This is a genomic window from Zobellia nedashkovskayae, assembly GCF_015330125.1.
Lineage (GTDB): Bacteria > Bacteroidota > Bacteroidia > Flavobacteriales > Flavobacteriaceae > Zobellia > Zobellia nedashkovskayae.
In genome coordinates this window covers 2,583,009-2,604,089 of record NZ_JADDXR010000002.1, presented here as the reverse complement: position 1 = coordinate 2,604,089, position 21,081 = coordinate 2,583,009, and the positions used below count along the sequence as shown (strand labels likewise).

The 21,081-nt window shown below is 36.2% G+C and carries 19 protein-coding genes; 12 read left to right on the top strand and 7 right to left on the bottom strand.

Translation table 11 applies throughout. The features are described from left to right. Window positions 1-66 precede the first annotated feature (66 nt). The 5 genes from IWB64_RS10910 (at window position 67) to IWB64_RS10890 (ending at window position 4,043) form a co-directional block, all read left to right on the top strand. A complete protein-coding gene (locus tag IWB64_RS10910) occupies window positions 67-693 on the top strand; it encodes a phosphoribosylanthranilate isomerase (protein WP_194535864.1) in 627 nt (208 codons plus the stop codon). A 37-nt stretch (window positions 694-730) separates the two neighbouring features. Then, the gene (gene trpB, locus IWB64_RS10905; RefSeq protein WP_194534029.1) at window positions 731-1,915 is read left to right on the top strand and encodes a tryptophan synthase subunit beta; all 1,185 of its coding nucleotides are present in this window, start codon (window positions 731-733) and stop codon (window positions 1,913-1,915) included. Between the two features lie 91 nt (window positions 1,916-2,006). Beyond that, on the top strand, window positions 2,007-2,771 hold the full coding sequence (trpA, locus tag IWB64_RS10900; protein WP_194534028.1) for a tryptophan synthase subunit alpha: 765 nt from the start codon (window positions 2,007-2,009) through the stop codon (window positions 2,769-2,771). Between the two features lie 25 nt (window positions 2,772-2,796). Beyond that, window positions 2,797-3,024: a hypothetical protein gene (locus IWB64_RS10895; RefSeq protein ID WP_194534027.1), complete on the top strand. Its 228-nt coding sequence runs from the start codon at window positions 2,797-2,799 to the stop codon at window positions 3,022-3,024. A gap of 47 nt (window positions 3,025-3,071) precedes the next feature. After that, window positions 3,072-4,043, top strand: a complete 972-nt coding sequence (locus tag IWB64_RS10890) for a carboxypeptidase-like regulatory domain-containing protein (RefSeq protein WP_194534026.1) — start codon at window positions 3,072-3,074, stop codon at window positions 4,041-4,043. Window positions 4,044-4,105: 62 nt separating this feature from the next. Here the strand turns inward: IWB64_RS10890 and IWB64_RS10885 are convergent, their stop codons facing one another. The 3 genes from IWB64_RS10885 to IWB64_RS10875 all read right to left on the bottom strand — a co-directional run bounded on the left by IWB64_RS10885 (window position 4,106) and on the right by IWB64_RS10875 (window position 11,193). Next, the gene (locus tag IWB64_RS10885) at window positions 4,106-6,652 is read right to left on the bottom strand and encodes a phosphoenolpyruvate carboxylase (protein ID WP_194534025.1); all 2,547 of its coding nucleotides are present in this window, start codon (window positions 6,650-6,652) and stop codon (window positions 4,106-4,108) included. Between the two features lie 406 nt (window positions 6,653-7,058). Next, window positions 7,059-7,724 (bottom strand): uracil-DNA glycosylase family protein, encoded by a 666-nt coding sequence (locus IWB64_RS10880; RefSeq protein ID WP_194534024.1) that lies wholly within the window; start codon window positions 7,722-7,724, stop codon window positions 7,059-7,061. A gap of 16 nt (window positions 7,725-7,740) precedes the next feature. Continuing rightward, on the bottom strand, window positions 7,741-11,193 hold the full coding sequence (locus tag IWB64_RS10875; RefSeq protein WP_194534023.1) for a pyruvate carboxylase: 3,453 nt from the start codon (window positions 11,191-11,193) through the stop codon (window positions 7,741-7,743). A gap of 194 nt (window positions 11,194-11,387) precedes the next feature. On the opposite strand from IWB64_RS10875, the gene IWB64_RS10870 reads away from it, so the two are divergent. Continuing rightward, on the top strand, window positions 11,388-11,516 hold the full coding sequence (locus tag IWB64_RS10870) for a 30S ribosomal protein THX (protein WP_081889188.1): 129 nt from the start codon (window positions 11,388-11,390) through the stop codon (window positions 11,514-11,516). Here the strand turns inward: IWB64_RS10870 and yaaA are convergent, their stop codons facing one another. The 3 genes from yaaA to IWB64_RS10855 all read right to left on the bottom strand — a co-directional run bounded on the left by yaaA (window position 11,517) and on the right by IWB64_RS10855 (window position 14,002). Then, complete coding sequence (yaaA, locus tag IWB64_RS10865) at window positions 11,517-12,278, bottom strand: peroxide stress protein YaaA (protein WP_194534022.1); 762 nt, start codon at window positions 12,276-12,278, stop codon at window positions 11,517-11,519. Between the two features lie 107 nt (window positions 12,279-12,385). Beyond that, window positions 12,386-13,411: an RluA family pseudouridine synthase gene (locus IWB64_RS10860; RefSeq protein ID WP_194534021.1), complete on the bottom strand. Its 1,026-nt coding sequence runs from the start codon at window positions 13,409-13,411 to the stop codon at window positions 12,386-12,388. Window positions 13,412-13,414: 3 nt separating this feature from the next. After that, window positions 13,415-14,002: a PASTA domain-containing protein gene (locus IWB64_RS10855; RefSeq protein WP_194534020.1), complete on the bottom strand. Its 588-nt coding sequence runs from the start codon at window positions 14,000-14,002 to the stop codon at window positions 13,415-13,417. A gap of 94 nt (window positions 14,003-14,096) precedes the next feature. On the opposite strand from IWB64_RS10855, the gene IWB64_RS10850 reads away from it, so the two are divergent. From IWB64_RS10850 to IWB64_RS10830, 5 genes are all read left to right on the top strand, one after another. After that, window positions 14,097-15,080: a D-alanine--D-alanine ligase gene (locus tag IWB64_RS10850; protein ID WP_194534019.1), complete on the top strand. Its 984-nt coding sequence runs from the start codon at window positions 14,097-14,099 to the stop codon at window positions 15,078-15,080. Between the two features lie 45 nt (window positions 15,081-15,125). Continuing rightward, on the top strand, window positions 15,126-15,581 hold the full coding sequence (gene coaD, locus IWB64_RS10845) for a pantetheine-phosphate adenylyltransferase (protein ID WP_194534018.1): 456 nt from the start codon (window positions 15,126-15,128) through the stop codon (window positions 15,579-15,581). A 204-nt stretch (window positions 15,582-15,785) separates the two neighbouring features. Then, complete coding sequence (locus IWB64_RS10840) at window positions 15,786-17,639, top strand: PAS domain-containing protein (protein ID WP_194534017.1); 1,854 nt, start codon at window positions 15,786-15,788, stop codon at window positions 17,637-17,639. Next, window positions 17,626-18,030, top strand: coding sequence for a response regulator (locus IWB64_RS10835; RefSeq protein WP_194534016.1), 405 nt, complete (start codon window positions 17,626-17,628; stop codon window positions 18,028-18,030). The genes IWB64_RS10840 and IWB64_RS10835 overlap by 14 nt, the downstream gene beginning before the upstream one ends. A 34-nt stretch (window positions 18,031-18,064) precedes the next feature. Further along, window positions 18,065-19,840, top strand: a complete 1,776-nt coding sequence (locus IWB64_RS10830) for a M14 family metallopeptidase (protein WP_194534015.1) — start codon at window positions 18,065-18,067, stop codon at window positions 19,838-19,840. 3 nt (window positions 19,841-19,843) lie between these two features. Here the strand turns inward: IWB64_RS10830 and IWB64_RS10825 are convergent, their stop codons facing one another. Continuing rightward, window positions 19,844-20,431, bottom strand: a complete 588-nt coding sequence (locus tag IWB64_RS10825) for an NUDIX hydrolase (RefSeq protein ID WP_155597546.1) — start codon at window positions 20,429-20,431, stop codon at window positions 19,844-19,846. A gap of 7 nt (window positions 20,432-20,438) precedes the next feature. Here IWB64_RS10825 and pyrE point away from each other — a divergent pair, with 7 nt between their 5' ends. Next, window positions 20,439-21,080, top strand: a complete 642-nt coding sequence (gene pyrE / locus IWB64_RS10820; RefSeq protein ID WP_194534014.1) for an orotate phosphoribosyltransferase — start codon at window positions 20,439-20,441, stop codon at window positions 21,078-21,080. Window position 21,081: the final 1 nt, after the last annotated feature.

Here is a 21,081-nt window from a genome sequence, read left to right as displayed (position 1 = left end):
ATGGCTAAAATGGACTATAATTATTCTACCAAAAAAGAGCGGCCTTCTACCGTGGAAACGGCACCCTTGAAATTGAAAGTCTGTGGTATGAAAAAAAATACGTCCGAAATTGCCGGTTTAAAACCCGATTACCTAGGCTTTATTTTTTGGGATAAATCAAAACGACATTTTTCAGGCCCTATGGCCGCAGTGCCTCACACCATTAAAAAGGTAGGGGTATTTGTAGATGCTAGTATTCAAACGGTTCTTAATAGAATTGAAGACTATAATCTTTTGTTAGTACAATTACATGGTAAAGAAACTCCTGAATATTGTGCCGAACTTAAGCAAAAAGCAAAGCAGATTCAGATTATAAAAGTATTCTCTATAAAAAATGATTTTGATTTTGATCTTTTGAAACCCTACGAAGGTGTATGTGATTTCTATCTTTTTGATACTAAAGGAGAATTGCCCGGGGGAAACGGTTATGCTTTTAATTGGGGCGTTTTACAGGACTACCCCTCTACGAAACCTTATTTTCTGAGCGGTGGCATTGGCTTAAATGAAATTGATTCCCTGAACGAATTTATGAAAAGACCGGAAGCAAAATACTGTCATGCTATTGATGTGAACAGTAAGTTTGAAATAGAGCCTGGGTTAAAAGATGTTGAGAAAGTAAAAGAATTTAAAAAAGAACTTGGCTTAAAACAGTAGTTCATCTGTTCTATGCCAATACCTAATACGAATGACTATGAAAACGTATCAAGCGGACGAAAAAGGATATTACGGTGAGTTTGGAGGCGCATTCATTCCTGAAATGCTCTACCCGAATACAGAAGAACTCAGGCAGAACTACATCCGTATCATGGAAGAACCTTCTTTTAAAAAAGAGTTTGACCAATTACTTAAAGATTATGTGGGGCGTCCTACTCCACTTTATTTTGCAGATAGACTTTCAAAGAAATACAATACCAAAATATACCTAAAACGGGAAGACCTTTGTCATACAGGAGCTCACAAGGTAAATAATACCATCGGGCAGATTCTTATGGCCAAGAAATTGGGCAAAAATAGAATCATAGCAGAAACCGGTGCCGGACAACATGGGGTTGCCACCGCTACGGTTTGCGCGCTTATGGGTATAGAGTGCATCGTTTACATGGGCGAAATAGATATTGCACGTCAAGCCCCTAATGTGGCCCGTATGAAAATGTTGGGTGCAGAAGTCAGACCAGCACTTTCTGGTAGTAGAACTTTAAAAGATGCCACCAACGAGGCTATTCGCGATTGGATTAATAACCCCGTAGATACACATTATATTATTGGTAGTGTTGTGGGTCCACACCCCTATCCTGATATGGTGGCGCGGTTTCAATCTGTTATTTCCGAGGAGATCAAATGGCAGTTAAAAGAAAAAGAAGGTCGTGAAAACCCTGATTATGTAGTGGCATGTGTTGGCGGAGGAAGTAACGCAGCTGGAGCTTACTACCATTATCTAGACAATCCTGATGTTGGTATTATAGCTGTAGAAGCTGCTGGAAAAGGAATAGATACTGGCGAAAGTGCTGCAACATCTGCATTAGGAAAAGTGGGTATCATTCACGGTAGCAAAACCTTATTAATGCAGACAGGTGACGGACAAATTACAGAGCCGTATTCTATTTCTGCAGGATTGGATTATCCTGGTGTTGGTCCTATGCATGCCAATTTATTTACTTCTGGAAGGGGTGAATTTATATCTATTACAGATGATGATGCCATGAATGCAGGTTTACTCTTATCTAAAATGGAAGGTATTATTCCTGCTATAGAATCTTCGCATGCACTTGCAATTCTTGAGTGCCGAAAATTCAAGCCTGAGGACATTGTGGTCATCAACCTATCTGGTCGTGGTGATAAAGACCTCAACAATTATATTGAATATTTTAATCTATAAAATATATGGGGGAAGTTTCATGAATATGATAACATATGTTGTTGACTAACTTACTCCATCCTATTAAAAAAGGAAAAACAGATTTGAAACTATGGCAAATAGAATCAACACAAAACTGAAAGAAGATGGAAAATTGCTTTCCATATATTTTACGGCAGGATACCCAAAATTGGCTGATACCGTAGAAATCATTCAACAGTTAGAGAAAAACGGAGTAGATATGATTGAAATTGGCCTTCCGTTCAGTGATCCACTGGCAGATGGACCAACCATTCAAAAAAGTTCCACAGCAGCGCTTAAAAATGGCATGACTACCGAAATTCTTTTCAATCAATTGAAAGATATTAGAAAATCCGTTTCCATTCCACTTATTATCATGGGGTATTTTAATCCTATGTTTCAATATGGCGTTGAAGCGTTTTGCAAAAAGTGTCAAGAAATTGGCATAGACGGACTTATTATACCCGATTTACCTGTAGATGTTTATCATGAAGAATATCAAGAGATGTTCGAAAAATACGGACTCATCAATGTATTCTTGATTACACCGCAGACTTCTGATGAACGTATTCGTTTTATTGATTCAGTCTCAAACGGATTTATCTATATGGTAAGTTCGGCAAGTGTTACAGGAGCCCAGTCTGGATTTGGTGATGAGCAGCAAACTTATTTTCAACGAATTGCAGATATGGAACTAGATAATCCTCAAATAGTCGGTTTTGGAATAAGCAACTCCGAGACTTTTGAGCAAGCCACAAAATCTGCAAAGGGTGCCATTATCGGCTCTGCCTTTATCAAACATTTAAATGGTCATGGTGTGGACGGAATTTCAGCGTTTACAAAAACTATTAGATGATAGGCTTCAATTAAAATACACGTTAATGAAAGACCTTATTAACAACTGGAAGATTGTAATACTGCTCTGCCTCACTATTGGCCTTGCTCCCTTTTTTCCTGAGCCTCATATTTGGGGTAAGGTTAAATGGATAATGGGCGGCGCGATAAATATGCAACTCAAAGATTGGTTTGATGTCCTATTACACGGTTTTCCTTTTATTTTATTACTTCGGCTTTTAATACTGAAAATCAGTAAATCCCGTTCTCAATAAAGTACACGCCTTTAACGGCAATTTCTCCGTACATAATTGTTTACGCCATGAAACGATACATATTAGTTCTTTTCTTTCTCGCCGCCTGCTACGGCAATGCGCAAGAAATCAAAATTATAGATACTAAAGATAGTTCTCCCATTTCTTTTGCCACGATATCATTTGGCGATGGGTTAGGCACTTTTGCTGATGAAGAAGGCCTTTTCATTTTTTCTCAAAAGAAATATCCGGATATAGATACTCTTTATATTTCCGCACTTGGATATAGAGAGAAAATGGTAACTATAGCTAATGAGATTAATGCAGCAACCAATATTGTTTCTCTAGACCCGGAAGTTTCACAACTTGGAGAAGTCATAGTTTCAGCTCCTAAACAAGGAAAATTTAAATTCAGAAAACAGAAGGCAGAAACCCATAAAGACATTTTTGCTTGTTGGTTACCAACCGTAGAAAGTGAAGTAGCGGTATTATTTAATAGATATGAAAATAACGTATCGCAAATTTCTAAACTGTATCTCCCCGTTAATGCAGAATCTGAATACAAATCTAAGGGCAAAGGAAAATTTGCTACTATTTTTAGAGCTCAATTCTACGAAAACAATAATGGATCACCAGGAGCCGGTATTCCCTACGAGAACGTAGTTTTTGCCATGGATGAAAAAGCCGATAAGGTTTTTGAGCTGGATTTACTATCCAAATCTATTTTTATACCCGAGTCTGGCATTTTTGTTTCTATCCAAGTTTTAGGATATGCCAATACTAACGGAAAACTAGTTGAGACCAAAAAATACCGAGAAATAAAGACTGCCCGAGGTATTCAAAAAATATCTACCTCATTCCGACCCTTATTACCATTCGTAAAAGGTGAAGCTAATCAAAGGACTTTTGTACGCCGCATATTTTTTAACGATAAAAAATGGCAAGTTTTTGACCGCAACTATAATCCCAACTCAAAATTACTTCAAAGCGGACATCGCAATTACGGTATGGGTGCTGAGTTTAAAGTTTATGAGGATTAAGAAAGCAAAATCACTTTACACTAAAACAAAAAGCCCTTACTTTAAAAGTAAGGGCTTCATTTTTATGCTGAGTTTCTACTGGCATTAATATTACCGTAGAGCGAGCGAGTGACGATTTTTTCATACTCGTCTTTAAACCCTTTATCTTGTCCTATTTTCTGCAATGCAAACTGCTGAATAACCAATAACGGAAGAACAATATTCTCACGTATTCTGATTGACTCACGAGAAATAGCTTCATTTTCCATCAAAATTTTACTTCCTGAAATCAGAAGTAACATTTTCTTAGATAATAGATATTCTTCATGAAGAATATTCCAAAAAGCGCCATACTCTTCATCCTTCTGCATATAGCTCGTAAGCTCAAAATAACATTTAGAAAGAGACATCATACTATTGCTCATCAACGCTTTAAAGAAAGGAACTTCTTTATACAGTTTTTTAAGCTCTGACAGTCTGCCTTCATCCTTAATAGTTTGAATAGCTGTCCCCAACCCAAAGTAACCAGGAACATTTTGTTTCAACTGACTCCATGAACCTACAAAAGATATAGCTCTTAAATCAGAAAGCTCTAACTTTTTCTTATTACCTCTCTTACCCGGTCTACTGCCAATATTTGCTTTTTGATAGTATTTTAAAGTACTTCGGTTCTCTAGGTACGGCATGAATTTATCATGCTGCTTAAGGGCATCATACTTACCAAAGCTCAACTCAGAAAGTTGCTCTATTAGTTTTCTATGCTCTTTAGAAATCACATTCTCTTTACCAAAAAGGTTATTTGAAAGTCCCGCAGTCAATAATTGCTCACTGTTGTGAATAAATTGTTCCTTGGTACCATATGTACTTGTAATAGTTTGACCTTGTATGGTCAACTGAATTTCATGATTGGCAACAGTCTTAGTCTGTGCAGCATAAAAACGATGTGTTTTACCACCACCACGTGCCGGTGGGCCACCACGTCCATCAAAGAAAATAGCGTTGAATCCATTTTTATCACAGACTTTTGACAGTGTTTCCTTAGTCTTGAAAATAGCCCAGTTGGCTTTTAAATAACCACCATCCTTGGTTCCATCAGAAAAACCAAGCATAATAGTCTGCTTCTTATTTCTTCTTTCTAAATGTGCATTGTATTCTGGTAAATCAAAAAGTGTCTGCATAGTATTCTCAGCACCGTCCATACCAATCATAGTTTCAAACAAAGGCACAATATCAAAACTGATTTCTTCTTTCTTCCAGCCACACCATCTGAACAATCCAAAAACGAATAATACTGAAAATATATCCTCAGAGTTACTAATAATATAACGATTACAACCGTCTTCACCATTAGCATCCTGAATACCTTTTAATTGTTTTATATTAGTTATGGTATCCTTAATTATATCCTCAGAATAATCAGCTGCATTAACTGTTATATCTCTGTTGATAATAATATCAATCAATTCATCCTGCGAAAGCTCATTGATATCTTCCTTAATCAACTTATTCTTTTTCAGAATAGTTTCAACTGCCAACAAATGCTTGCTGTGATCCTGTCTAACGTCTAACGTAGCAAAATGGGTCTTGAAAATTTTAACCTTATCAATAAATTTTTCTAAATCCTTTAAATAAAGGCTATGATATTTATTGACCAATAACTCTTTTGTATCAAGTAGTGGTTGTAAAATATCATCATATCCTACTGTTTTTTTAGAATCGAACATCGCAGCATACAAGTTCCTTCTAAGCTTTTGCAACGGTTCTTGAACATCTTTAAAGGTTAACTTCTCTTGAATGATTTTTAAATCATTGTAGTAGCACTTCATTAAGGTAACACGAAGTTCATCTGAAACATCTTTAGTAATATCTGCAGTTACAAAAGGGTTACCATCACGGTCTCCTCCAGGCCAAAAGCCTAACTTCATGATATTATGATTCTCAAAATCTGCTTTGTTGATATTCTCTTTAATATAAGAGTATAAATCACCCACCGCATTGTAATAGACATGACGCAGAAAATAAATAATATTCTTTGCCTCATCTAATGGTGTAGGTTTTTTAGAGTTAATCAAAGAGGTAAGACCTAATTGCTGTAGAGCAATATCAATATCATCTATCTTATCCTCTAATATAAGAGAACGTAATTTTTCAATTATATCTAATATCGCTGGGGTATAGAACTGGGTAGGATGCGCAGTAAGTACTAAACGTGCGCTAAAAGTAGATAGCTTTTTAGATACCTTGTCCCAACTTTTGTTTTTATCAACTAACTGAAAGTAATCCTTTATAGATAGTGAACTTGTGTGCTCCTGTAGCTTAGGAAAAGCAGCATCCTCAACACTATCATACAAAACCACCTGTCTTTCGACATATTGGATGATTTTGAACATAAAATCGATTTGATCCTTCTCTGATTTTATTTCCACGTAATTCTGAAAAAACCCTTCGAGAATTTCTTGAGGGTTAAGACCAGAACTTAAGCCTTTTTGGCATTGATCCAACAATAATGGAATAAGCATACCCACATTCTCAATATCCCGATAGGGCAAATTTAAGAACAGACTATTGTAAACATTAAACTTATTGTTGACCGATGTTTTAAACTCAACCAATCTTTCTGAATGCGGCATAGGTTATATTAAAATTTAAAGACAATTATATATCGATTTCGATTCGTAAATATCGGTAATAATCCACGACTATTACCACTCCAATACGTCTTATAACAAAAATACAGTGCTACACCACAAAAACAACAACCTTGACAACAATAATTACCCAGAAGTAGAACAAGGCAGTACCTTTACCATGTAATTAATACCGAATCAAAATTTTTCATTTTCATATAGTGTTCTCGTAAAAGAGTCTTGTCGTAACCGATGAGACTCTTTTTAGTTTATGACTATTTCATTGGTGTTTTTTTAAGCGGAAATAAGATAGATATCTTAGGAAGTAAACTACCTCAAGGTAAGCCCATTAAGCATTAAAAGAAATACATTTGGATTTCGAGGCAAGCCTTAGATCATTTAATCTTGATTATCGAGTAAAAAAATCGCGGTACTGCATAACCCGAAAATCCAATGTGTTAAAATTGACATCTGCAGCTTTCATCCGTTTATAAGAGTCCAAACTGCCCACCGCCCTATTTGCCGCTCCTGATGGCGCCGTTAGAGAAACGGTTCGTATGATACGTTTTGATTCAGGAAGTTGTAGTTCGTACACACGTGGCACTTGGTCAGAAATCGTTTTCAATTTTAATCCTGAAGCTTTCAAAAGTTTTCTAAAGAAGTATTCTGGTCCGTTTTTGCTGTTACCGCCCATGAAGAGAACCGTTTTTAGGTTCGGATAAATTTCTAAATAGTTAACTACATCTCTTAGCTGAACATTTTGCATTCCCAAATCTGAAGCATCTACTTTATCCCGCTCCGCGGCTTCTACAATATCACAAACCGCAATTTTATTTGAGAGCAAGAAGTTCTTGCGTTGCTCAATGGCCAAATTGGTATTTTCATATACCAGACCTAAATCAAAAATACGATCTAAAATAGGCCACAACATACCATTTCTACTGCCATAGCAAAAATCTACATCATCTATTTTCAGTTCTCCAGTCGTGAATCTAGGCGGCGGTAATGTGCCGACAATCAGCTTTTCCGCTTGCTCAAAAATGAAAGGCTCATAAGGATGCGTGTGTGAAAACATAAGTACAAAAGTATACCTATTTAAGGGTCAACACCAAATCTTCCGAATTAACCAAAGAACCACCTTTCAATTGAATTTTAGCGACAACTCCTTCCTCTGTTGCTGTTACCGTGGTTTCCATTTTCATGGCCTCGATAACAAACAGCGGTTGATTTCTTTTGACTTCCTGTCCCGTTTTAACCAACACATTAGATAATAGCCCCTGCAACGGTGCTCCAATTTGTTTTGGATCGGCTGAGTCTGCTTTTATGTTTTCTTGCTTTTCGACTTTTACAGACGTATCCTTTATCAGTACATTTCTAAGCTGTCCATTGATTTTAAAGAAAATACTAACGTTTCCAGCTTCATCTGGTTCACCCTTAAGCATCAAAGAAATCAAAACGTTCTTTCCGCCTTCAAGTTCTACCATAATTTCTTCGCCCACATCCATACCATAAAAGAAATTTTTGGTAGGTATGTTCACTACATTGCCATATTTTACATGGTTGTTATATGCATCCGTAAACACTTTTGGATATAATTGATACGAAAGTAAATCGGTCATTTCAAGTGGTCTACCCATTCCCTTACTAAACTTTCTTTTAAAAGCTTTGAACTCCTTATCAAAATCTATAGGTTCTAGATGCGCATTAGGTCTATTGGTATATGGTTTCTCATCCTTTAAAACAATCTTCTGTAATTTCTTAGGGAATCCACCAACAGGTTGCCCTAGGTCTCCCCTGAAAAAGCTTTTTACAGATTCCGGAAAGGAAATATCCTCACCTTTTTCCATTATATCAGCCACAGTAAGGTTATTACTAACCATGTATTGGGCCATATCGCCTACTACCTTAGAACTTGGTGTAACTTTTACAATATCACCAAACATTTGGTTAACCTCAGCATACATTTTAGTTACGTCCGTAAACTTGGTTTCAAGACCTAATGCAATAGCTTGACCTTTTAAATTGGAATATTGTCCCCCAGGAATTTCGTGGTGATACACATCTCCCGTACCTGACTTCAATCCAGATTCAAAAGTGTAATAATAATTTCTTACACCTTCCCAATAATCAGAATACTCGGCTAACTTATCAGTATTCATTTTGTTCTCTCGCTCATTAAAGCGCAACATCTCAATAACCGAGTTAAAGTTAGGTTGTGAGGTAAGCCCCGAAAGACCTCCTAAAGCAACATCCACCACATCTACACCAGCTTCAATCGCTTTTAAATAGGTAGCGGTCTGCACCGAAGAAGTATCATGCGTGTGCAAGTGAATAGGAATGTTGATTTCTGATTTTAATGCTGAAATTAACTCAAAAGCTGCATTTGGTTTTAAAAGTCCTGCCATATCTTTTACACCAAGAATATGGGCGCCGGCATTCTCTATATCCTTAGCTAGTTGTATGTAGTATTTTAGGTCGTATTTTGTTTTGGAAGGGTCTAAAATATCACCTGTATAACAGATGGAACCCTCTGCTAGGCCTCCCGTTCGCTTTCGCACATGTTCAATACATGGCGCAAGGGATTTCATCCAATTTAATGAATCAAAAATCCTAAAAACATCTACTCCAGTATTCCAGGATTCCTCTACAAATTTTTCGATTAGGTTATCAGGATATGCGGTATATCCAACTCCGTTAGAGCCACGAATAAGCATTTGCAGCAATACATTTGGCATGGATTTTCGCAAAAGGGCTAAACGTTCCCAAGGATTTTCATGTAAAAACCGTAAACAAACATCAAAGGTGGCACCGCCCCAAACCTCCATAGAAAATATCTCAGGATGGTTTTTAGCGTAACCTTCGGCTACTTTCATCATATCTACCGTTCGCATACGAGTTGCCAATAAACTCTGATGGGCGTCACGCATGGTAGTATCCGTAAAATGTACTTTTTTCTCCGCTTTCAACCACTGGGAAAATTTCTCCGGACCCATCTCGGTCAACAAATCTTTTGTTCCCTTAGGAAAGCTGTCTGTTTTTAAAAACGATGGAACTTTCGGTTTTGTGAATTTTCGGTTAGGGTCATAATTTTTAACATCGGGGTTACCGTTTACAATAGTTTCCCCTATAAAAGTAATAAGCTTGTTAGCTCTATTTCTAGGCTCTACAAACTCAAAAAGTTTAGGTTCATTTTTTATAAAATTAACAGTTACTTTTCCCTCCCGGAAAGTATCATGCTTTAGGATATTATCAAGAAAAGCCATATTGGTATTTACACCACGAATACGGAACTCTGCCAAAGCACGTCTCATTTTTCTACAACAGCCATCTAACGTTCGGCTGCGTGCAGAAACCTTTACCAACATAGAATCGAAGAAAGGAGAAATAACCACGCCTTGATAAATGCTTCCCGCATCTAAACGAATTCCAAAACCAGAAGCACTTCTATAGGTAGTTACTACGCCATAATCTGGCTTAAAGTCATTGGAAGGGTCCTCTGTAGTAATTCTACACTGCAGTGCAATACCATTTACCTGAACAGATTCTTGACTAGGTATCTTAATCTGGGTATCCGATAACTTATACCCGCCAGCAATAAACAGTTGTGCCTTTACCAAATCTATATTGGTTATCATTTCTGTAACCGTATGCTCTACCTGTATACGAGGGTTTACCTCAATAAAGTAAATACTGCCATCATCATCTACCAGAAATTCTACTGTACCAATGTTATTGTAATTGACCGCCTTGCAAATATCAATTGCATATTTATAAAGACTGTCTTTTGTCTCTTGAGGAAGCCCTATGGATGGTGCAAATTCTATAACCTTCTGATACCTTCTTTGCACCGAACAATCACGTTCGAAAAGGTGAACTATGTTACCATGGGTATCTGCAACTATTTGTACTTCTATATGTTTTGGGTTCTCAACAAACTTCTCCAAGAAAACGGTATCATCGCCAAAGGCGTTCAACGATTCTCTTTTAGCTTCTGGAAAGCCTTTTTCTAGCTCTTCTTGAGTTCTAATAACTCGCATTCCACGACCACCACCACCAGAAGCTGCTTTCAACATTAACGGATAACCAATTCTTTTGGCTTCCTTAATGGCTATTTTTACATCTTTTAAATCTTTATCACTACTTTGAATAACAGGAATATTATTCGCTACGGCTACCTCTTTAGCAGTAATTTTATCTCCCAGTGCTTTTAATACAGATACTTTAGGCCCAACGAAAACAATACCGTTATCCTCACATTTTTGAGCGAACTTGGCGTTTTCAGATAGAAATCCGTAACCTGGATGAATGGCATCTACATTATTCTCTTTGGCCACCTTTATAATGGCGTCAATATCCAAATACGGTTTTAGCGGTTCGTTGTCTTCCCCTATTTGGTAGGATTCATCAGCTTTATAGCGGTGTAAGGAATACCGGTCTTCATAGGTATAAATACCCACTGTACGCACTCCAATCTCAACACAGGCCCTGAAAATACGTATAGCAATCTCTCCTCTATTCGCTACTAATACCTTTTCTATCTTCATTTGTGCGTTGTTTAAATTCGTATACAAAAACTGATTCAAACAAACTTAACTTTTTTGACGTAGGATAGCAATATGTTATCCTTATTAATTAAAGGAATTTTGTGACGCTTCTTTAATCCAATAAAGTTGTTTTTAAACACTTCATTTGAAGTTGTAAATCTAAAACTGTATATTAAAACAAAGAATGAAAAGATATGGGACGAGGAGATAAAAAATCAAGAAGAGGCAAAATAGCAAATCGCTCTTTTGGGGCAAGGCGACCAAGAAAAATCAAGAGACGCCCTACCGTGGAAGAAAAAATTGATATTAAAAAAAAGAAATAATTATCTAATGAAAACGGGTTCGTTTTCTTTTACGGTATGTGCTTCACTATATTCATACTCGTCATAGTTGAACCCCTTAAGATCATCTAACGTGTTTACATCTTTATCTATGATGTAACGTACCATAGAACCACGGGCTTTTTTAGCATAAAAGCTGATTATCTTAAGCTTGTCATTCTTCCAGTCTTTAAAAACGGGACTTATTACAGGCACCTTTAATGCCTTTTTATCTATTGCACTAAAATATTCGTTACTGGCTAGGTTGATGAAAAGTTCATCATCTTTCAACTCTGAATTTAATTCATCGGTTAAAGTCTTTTTCCAAAATTCGTAAAGATTCTTCTTTCTACCCACTTTTAGTTGTGTACCCATTTCCAAACGATAGGGTTGCATTAAGTCTAAAGGACGTAAAAAGCCATAAAGACCAGAGAGAATTCGTAGTTTTTCTTGTAGTTTCTCCACATTACGCGCGGGCATGCTATAGGCGTCTAAACCTTGATAGACATCACCATTAAAAGCATAAATAGCAGGACGGGCATTTTTCAATGTAAAAGGAACCTCAAAACTTTGATTCCTTTCATAATTAAGCTGTGCCAATTTATCTGAAATACCCATCAGTTCAGATAGGTCTTTAGGGTTTTTCTTGGCTAAAATTTTGTTCAGCTTTAAGGCTTCATCTAAAAATTGAGGCTGTGTTTCCCTAAATCTGGGATAATCTTTATCAAAATCCAATGATTTTGCAGGTGAGATAACAATTTTCATACTAGTATCTATTTTCAAAAACTTAAGGTAAAAATACTGATGATTATCAACGCGACCTAAAGCTAAAGAAAAGAGTTATTGATATTGGTATCAATGTTATTTATAAGTTAACTGCTGTGATGTGAGTAATGTCTCCATTTCTCAATACACTCTACCATATCTTGAGGAATTTCAGAATCAAATCGCATAGTTTCTCCAGTTACAGGGTGTACAAAACCTAACGTTTTGGCGTGTAATGCCTGGCGCGGTAAAATCTTGAAAGCATTATCTACAAACTGTTTATATTTTGTAAATGTGGTTCCTTTTAAAATTTTATCACCTCCATAGCGCTCATCGTTAAAAAGCGTATGGCCAATATATTTCATGTGCACTCTTATCTGATGGGTACGGCCAGTTTCTAATTTGCACGAAACTAAAGTAACATAACCTAACCGCTCTATTACAGAGTAATGCGTTACGGCTTCTTTACCTTCATCTCCATCAGGAAAAACATGCATCTGAAGACGATTTTTAGGATTTCTTGCAATATTACCTTCTATAGTACCTTCTTCATCTTTAACATTACCCCAAACCAAGGCAACATATTCCCTTTCAGAAGTTTTATCAAAGAATTGTTTCGCCAAATGCGTCATAGCTGCTTCCGTTTTGGCTACCACCAAAAGACCTGAAGTATCCTTGTCTATACGGTGTACCAGACCAGGGCGCTCATTACTATTTGTAGGTAAATCTTTAACATGGTGTAAAAGTGCATTTATAAGAGTACCAGTATAATTACCATGGCCAGGATGTACTACCATGCCAGCAGGTTTATTAACTACTAGCAGAACATCATCCTCATAAACAACATCTATAGGAATATCTTCTGGAACCAAAAGAAATTCATGAGGTGGATGTTCAAACAAAACCTTTACCTCATCATTTGGTTTTACCTTATAATTTTGCTTTACGATAGTCCCATTAACCCAAATATGTCCGCTTTTAGCAGATTGTTGAATTTTATTTCGGGTAGCGTATTCAATAAAGTTCATTAAGAATTTATCTACTCTTAATGGCTCTTGCCCTTTAGAGGCTATGACACGGTGATGCTCAAAAAGCTCGTCATCGTTTAATTCTTGATTTTCTGGTGTTTGCATGTATTATTCTGAATCTGCTTGAACCCTTGCTTTATCCGTTATAGAACCATTGCCACAAACCAATTCTACTTTTGAAGTTTTAGGAAGTTTATCACCAGGTTTAATTTGTTTGCCTTTATACTTTATATAGTAGACCATGTCTTTACCCAACTGATCTATATACGTAACGCGTTGCACGTCTAAACCAACGGCGCGAAGCATAGACTCTGCATTACGTTGTGTAACTTGTATAATATTAGGTACAGAAACCTTTTTATAACCAGATGGATTTACCGTAAAGTAAATTTTACGATTTTCCTTTACCTTATTACCTGCGGGAGGAGTTTGCTCAATAATAGAGAATCTAGGATAATCCGGATTGAAATTAGCAGAATCCAAGACTTCGTATCTTAATTTTGCCTCCTCTGCAGCTTCGCGCATATCTGGTACAGACATTTTAGCAAAGTCCGGTACTTCAACAAATTCACCATGATTTGTGGTTGAACTCAACCAACGTAACGTAAAAAAAACAAAGAGTATCAAAACCAATATGGCTAGACCTATTTGAATAAAAAATACCTTACTTTTTAAAAAATTGAAAAAATTACGCATCGGGTTCCTTTTAACGCAACAAATATAGTGAACTCGTGTTGCTTTTTTTGTTTAATTTCGGTTTCGTTTTATTGAGTAAATTTTAAACGGTCGTATGAAGAAAAATATTGCCATTATTATGGGTGGTTACAGTAGTGAATATAAAATTTCGCTAAAAAGTGGAAATGTGGTGCATACCTACATTAATAAGGAAAGGTTCAATACTTACCCTATCCATATTTTTAAGGATAAATGGGTCTATGTTGATGAGAGCGAAAAAGAACACCCCGTAAATAAAAACGATTTTACCGTAAACCTAGGAAATGAGACCTTGAGTTTTGACTGTGTGTTTAATGCAATTCATGGCACACCGGGAGAAGATGGACTTATGCAAGCTTATTTTGAGCTACTGAGTATGCCACAGACGTCTTGCGACTATTACCAATCTGCTCTTACATTTAATAAGCGAGACCTTCTAAGCGTTCTAAAACCTTACGGAATAAACGCTGCGGCGTCATATTATTTAAACTTAGGCGATAAAATAGATGAAGAGGCGATAATCGAAAAAGTAGGTTTACCTTGTTTTGTAAAAGCAAATAAGGCCGGAAGCAGTTTTGGTATTTCTAAAGTTCATGAAAAGGAGAGTCTAAAGAGTGCCATAGAAAATGCCTACAAAGAAGATGATGAAATTATCATTGAATCTTTTCTAGACGGTACAGAAGTTTCAGTTGGTGTGATAACCTATAAAGGCAAAACAAAAGTTTTACCTATAACAGAGATTGTAACAGAGAACGACTTTTTTGATTACGAAGCAAAGTATGAGGGTAAATCTCAAGAAATTACTCCCGCTCGTATTTCCAAAATACAGCAAGAAAAGGTTGAAGAACTTGCCAAACGTGCATACGAGGTATTAAAAATGAAAGGCTATTCCAGAAGCGAGTTTATTTTTATTGGTGACGAACCCTACATGTTGGAGATGAATACCACGCCTGGTCTTACTACTGAAAGTATTTTACCGCAGCAGGCAGAAAAGGCCGGTATTACACTAGAAGAATTGTTTACTAGTGCCGTGGATGAAGCTTTAAGTAAAAAAATATAACTTTACAAGAACGGGCAAACTAGCTCCAAAATTTCTACAGAACATATGAGACGCGCTATATTTCCAGGTTCATTTGACCCACTTACCTTAGGTCATTCTGATATTATTCAAAGAGGTATCACCCTTTTTGATGAGATTATAATAGCTATTGGTGTAAATGCCGATAAAAAGTATATGTTCTCATTAGAAGAACGTATGAAGTTTATTGTAACCGCTTTTAAAGATGAACCAAAAATAAAAGTTCTTACATACGAAGGTCTTACAGTAGATTTCTGTAAGAAAGTAGATGCCAATTTTATTTTAAGAGGCTTACGCAATCCTGGAGATTTTGAATTTGAAAAAGCTATTGCGCATACTAACAGAAAATTATCTGAGATAGAAACCGTTTTTTTACTCACAAGTTCAGGAAAATCTTACATTAGTTCTTCTATCGTTAGAGACGTAATTCGTAACGGTGGCGACTACACTAGCCTTGTGCCCGATACTGTACGCATATCTTAAATTTTTAAATTTATTTCTGAATATGATATTTCAGGGGGAGGTATTGTTATAAATTATTTGTATTTTGTAGGTAAATACAACAAAAATGATTTTTTAATCAAGCCAAACATCCTATTATCCTAACATCACAACGAGTTTGATACTATTCACAACAAAGGTTTAGTTATCACGCCAAATGCGCCTAGTTTAGTAAGAAATTACCACATGACCTTGAACGGAACCAAAACCAAACTGAATAACCCCCTTGTAAAACAGCTGCCAACGGCCACTGTTTTCACGAACAAAAAGTTCGAGGTTATTTATGCGTCCGACAAGTTTATGAGTGACTTTTCTTTTGAAGCTAAAAACACTTTTGGCAAACCAATCAATGAACTTTTTACAACTCTTAGTGATAATTGGGAGAAAAAGCTTTACAATTATCTTACGGATGAGTCTCATCATGCTAATTTAAATTACACCTTAAAAAGTGCTGCAGGTTCAAAATGGTATAAATGGGCGTGCACAGCATGGCAAAATGATACGGCTGAGACTATTGGTCTTATTATAAATTTTGAAGATATTACTACAAACAAACTCAAAAATGAACAAACAGATAGACTTCAATCCCTTTTGGATGCTATGTGCGAAATTAGTCAGATTGGAGTTTGGGATTACGATATTTTAAATGACAAACTCGTATGTTGCGATGTAATTCGTAAAATATATGAAGTTAATGAAGATTACGAATTTACATTTGATGCTGCCATTTCTTCCTATAAAGATGGATATAGCAGAAACACCGTATCTATGCTTGTTCATGAAACCATGAGCAAGGGTACAAAATGGAATGAAAAATTACAGTTCAAAACCTACAAAGGAAAAGAAATTTGGGTTCAGATAGCCGCTATGCCTACTTATTTAGATGGCAAAATAGTTGGCGTTAAAGGAACTTTACAAAATATTGAAAAGGAAGTACAATCAGAGGCTAAGACCAAAGAAAATGAACTTTTGCTTCGTACACTTATTGACAACTTACCATTAAACGTATTTATAAAAGATACTGAATCTAGAAAAATTCTGGTCAATAAATCGGAATGCGACTACATGGGAGTTGACAGTCCCGATGAATTATTGGGAAAAAGTGATTTCGACCTTTTTAATGATGAGGTTGCATCTCTTTCCAGAGCTGAAGACCTGCAGGTAATGGAAACTCTTATTCCTATATTAAGCAGAGAGACTATAAACGAAACTAAAGATGGTAGAATTGCTACTTTTCTTACCTCTAAAATACCTTTAAAAGGAAACAACGGTAAAGCTCAGGGTCTAGTAGGCATCAGTATGGATATCTCGGATATCAAGCAAAAAGAACAAGAATTACGTGACCTTATTAACGTTACCTCACAACAGAACAAGAAACTGGTAAACTTTGCTCACATTGTTTCTCACAATCTGCGTTCACATACCGCTAACTTCTCCATGTTATTGGATTTTCTTACCAACGAAAAAAACGAGGAAGAAAAGACCCATATTGTAAAAATGCTTACACATGCATCAGATAATTTATTGGAGACATTAGAAAACCTGAATGAGGTAGTAGCAATCAATACCAACATTAATCTTGAGCGTAAACCTATTCGACTAAATCAGCGCATAGTTTCCGTAAAACGAAATCTAAAAGAATTCTTAGTTAACAATAATGCTAAAATAATAAATGCCATATCAGAGCATACGGCAATCAAAGTTATTCCTTCATATATAGACAGTATTCTCATGAATTTCATTACAAATGCTGTAAAATATAAACACCCGGATAGACCACCATTGATTACGTTGAGTGCAACAAGTGAAAACGGATTTATAGTTCTATCTATTGAAGATAACGGCTTGGGTATTGACCTTAAAAAATACGGAGAGAAATTATTTGGCATGTACAAGACCTTTCATGATCATAGTGATTCTAGAGGCATTGGTCTTTACATAACCAAAAATCAAATAGAGGCAATGAACGGCAAAGTGACAGTTGCTAGTGAGGTAGGCGTAGGTACTACCTTCAAAATATATTTTAATGAACAAAATTGAAAGTATTTGCATTATTGACGATGACCCTATTACCGTTTTTGGCATTCAAAAGATGTTAAGTCTTGTGGTTGATTGTAATGATATTACCGTATACCGTAATGGCAAGTTCGCAATAGATGGTATTAAAAAGAGAATTGAAGAAAATAAAAAAGTTCCTCAGGTAATTTTCTTGGACATTAACATGCCAATTATGGACGGCTGGCAATTCCTAGAAGAATTTATTACCCTAAACCTAACAGATAAGGTAAGAGTAAACATTATCACCTCTTCTATTGACACTATAGATTTACAAAACTGGGAAGGTTTTAAGAAAAAAACCGCCCATACCATTACCTTCAACAACAAACCCATCCGTAAAGAACACGTTGCCGAGATTACCAAAATTGCATAGTATAAGCTTACCTGTTTTTGCTTATTTTTGATATATGCGACGAATATCTACGAATATTAACCCCTTCTTATTTACCATCCTTTTGGTAGTCGTACTCGTTTGTTTTTCATGCGAAACGGAACATCAAGACAAAACAGCAGATTACAAAACTCATTTTGAACTTAGCAATGGTACTGAAACTGCCACATATCTAGAAACAGTTGATTTCTATATTCGCTTAGCCAAGGAGTTTCCTGAAATAAATATGCAGACTATTGGTGATACAGATAGCGGTCACCCACTACATATTATCACCTATAACCCCGACGGGGACTTCAACTTTCAAAAAATAAGCGACAAGAAAACTATTCTTTTCATCAACAATGGCATACACCCTGGCGAGAGTGATGGTATTGATGCTACAATGATGCTCTACAGGGATTTTGCTACTGGCAAATTAAAGGCGCCAAAAAATACCATATTGGTCACCATTCCTATTTATAATGTTGGTGGGGCACTTAACAGAAACAGTACAACGAGAGCAAATCAAAACGGACCAAAATCATACGGTTTTCGTGGTAATACGTTAAACTACGACCTCAATAGAGACTTTATTAAGGCAGATACAAAAAATGCGCGAACATTTTTTCAAATCTTCCATATGGTTAACCCTGATATTTTTATAGATAATCATGTAAGCAATGGGGCAGATTACCAATATACTTTAACCCACCTTTTTACACAACATAATAAAATGGGTGGTGAGTTAGGTAATTATATAAATAATACAATGATGCCATCCTTAGAAAAATCTTTGCAGGATGCAAAATGGGATATTACTCCTTACGTAAATGTTTTTAACGAAGTACCAGAAAAAGGATTTTCTCAATTTATGGATTACCCAAGATACTCTACGGGTTACACCACATTATGGAATACTTTTGGCATGATGGTAGAAACTCACATGCTTAAACCTTACAAGCAAAGAGTGGAAGGCACTTATACTCTCATGACTAAAATGATTGATCTAACGGAGACGGATTATAAACAAATAAAACAACTTAGGGCAGAAGCCAAACACAGACATAAAGATTGGACCCACTACCCCACCAAATGGCAGGTAGATACAACAAAGACAACAACTCTAGATTTTAAGGGTTACGAAGGTGACACACTTACCAGTGAAGTTACTGGATTAACGCGCCTAAAATATGACAAGACCAAACCTTTTACTAAAAAGGTGGCCTATCAAAATTTTTACAAAGCTGTTGATTCCGTGGTAATTCCAGAAGCCTATATTTTAAAAAAAGGATGGCATAAAGTCCTTTCCCTATTAGAGCTTAATAAAATAGACTACAACACCATAAAAAAAGACACACTAATAACTGTACAATCATATAAAATAGATAGCTACAAGACTTTAGACTACCCGTACGAGGGTCATTACCCACACTATGACATTAAAGTATTGAACTCAACTAAAAAACAAACATTTCAACAAGGGGATATTATCATTCCTACCGAACAAGAAGGTATCAGGTATATTTTAGAAACCTTGGAACCTGAAACCAAAGATTCTTTTTTTAATTGGAATTTTTTCGATTCGGTTTTACAACAAAAAGAAGGTTTCTCTCCGTATGTTTTTGAAGATGAAGCAGCAAAACTGCTGGAAGAAAATCAAATATTGAGAGACAGTTTCCTTTCAAAGAAAGCCAATGACTCAACATTTAGCACCAATTGGTACGCGCAACTAGATTGGCTTTATAAACATTCGGACCATTATGAAGCGGCCCATTTGCAATATCCGGTATATAGAATAATGAAAAACTAAAGCTTATGCCCCAAAAAGGATTTTTATGTTGTTGTAAGAATTTAAGAGCGCTTCTTGAATCTTTTTGGGACCTTTCCACTTTGCTTTAATTATTCCTTCCTTCTTTTCTGGCTTAAGTTTCCCCATAAAACTAGTTCTCATAGCATACCAATGCACCTCTTTTAGAGTATATACACCATTATTGCTAAATATATGATAGGTAATTCTAAGGAAGTTCTCTATCCGTAAATCTTTCACACCAGTTTCCTCCATAACTTCTCTTATGGCACAAGCTTCTATAGACTCACCTTTATCCAATTTTCCCTTTGGTAAATCCCACTTATCATTTCTATAGATAAACAGTACCTCTCCCAGGTCATTGGTAACCACTCCACCAGCTGCAACTACTAGTGGAATTTTATGAGTGAACTTCTTAAGAATATCCTCATGATTAGGGTGATATATATACGCTTCAGTCAATTTTTTCTTCCTCAACGCCTTTATTGCTTCTTGAATAGAAGCTTCGTTTAGCAAAAAATATTCACCACCTCCGGTTTCCGAGAGTTTATTTGTTAAGATCAAAGGCAATTCGTTCACAAAAACTTTATACATTTGCGTCATGGTTTTAGACAAAAATACCGCCAAGAAAACGGCCGAACTTCTATTGCAAATTAATGCAATTAAGTTGAAACCGGAAAATCCTTTCTCATGGGCTTCCGGATGGAAATCTCCAATCTATTGTGATAATAGAATAATACTCTCCTATCCTGCCATTAGAAACTTCGTTAGGGAAGAAATGGCAAAGCAGGTAGAAGCGCTTTATGGCAAACCGGATATTATTGCCGGAGTAGCCACTGGCGCTATAGGAATAGGGGCTTTAGTTGCAGATTTTTTAGGACTTCCTTTCATTTACGTAAGACCTGAGCCAAAATCTCACGGAAGAAAAAACCAGATAGAGGGGCAATTAGAACCCAACCAAACTGTTGTAGTTATTGAAGACTTAATTAGTACTGGAAAAAGTAGTTTGAATGCTGTAGACGCTTTAACAGAGGCTGGCGCCAATGTTAAAGGCATGTTGGCCATTTTTACTTACGGTTTTGATGTTGCGCAAAGTAATTTTGAAGAAAAAAATGTTTCTTTAAATACACTGAGTGACTATGAGCATCTAATTGAACAAGCTTCAGACACTAAATTTATTAAAGAAGATCAGTTAAACACCTTATTAGAATGGAGAAAAAATCCATCTAAATGGCAACAATAAT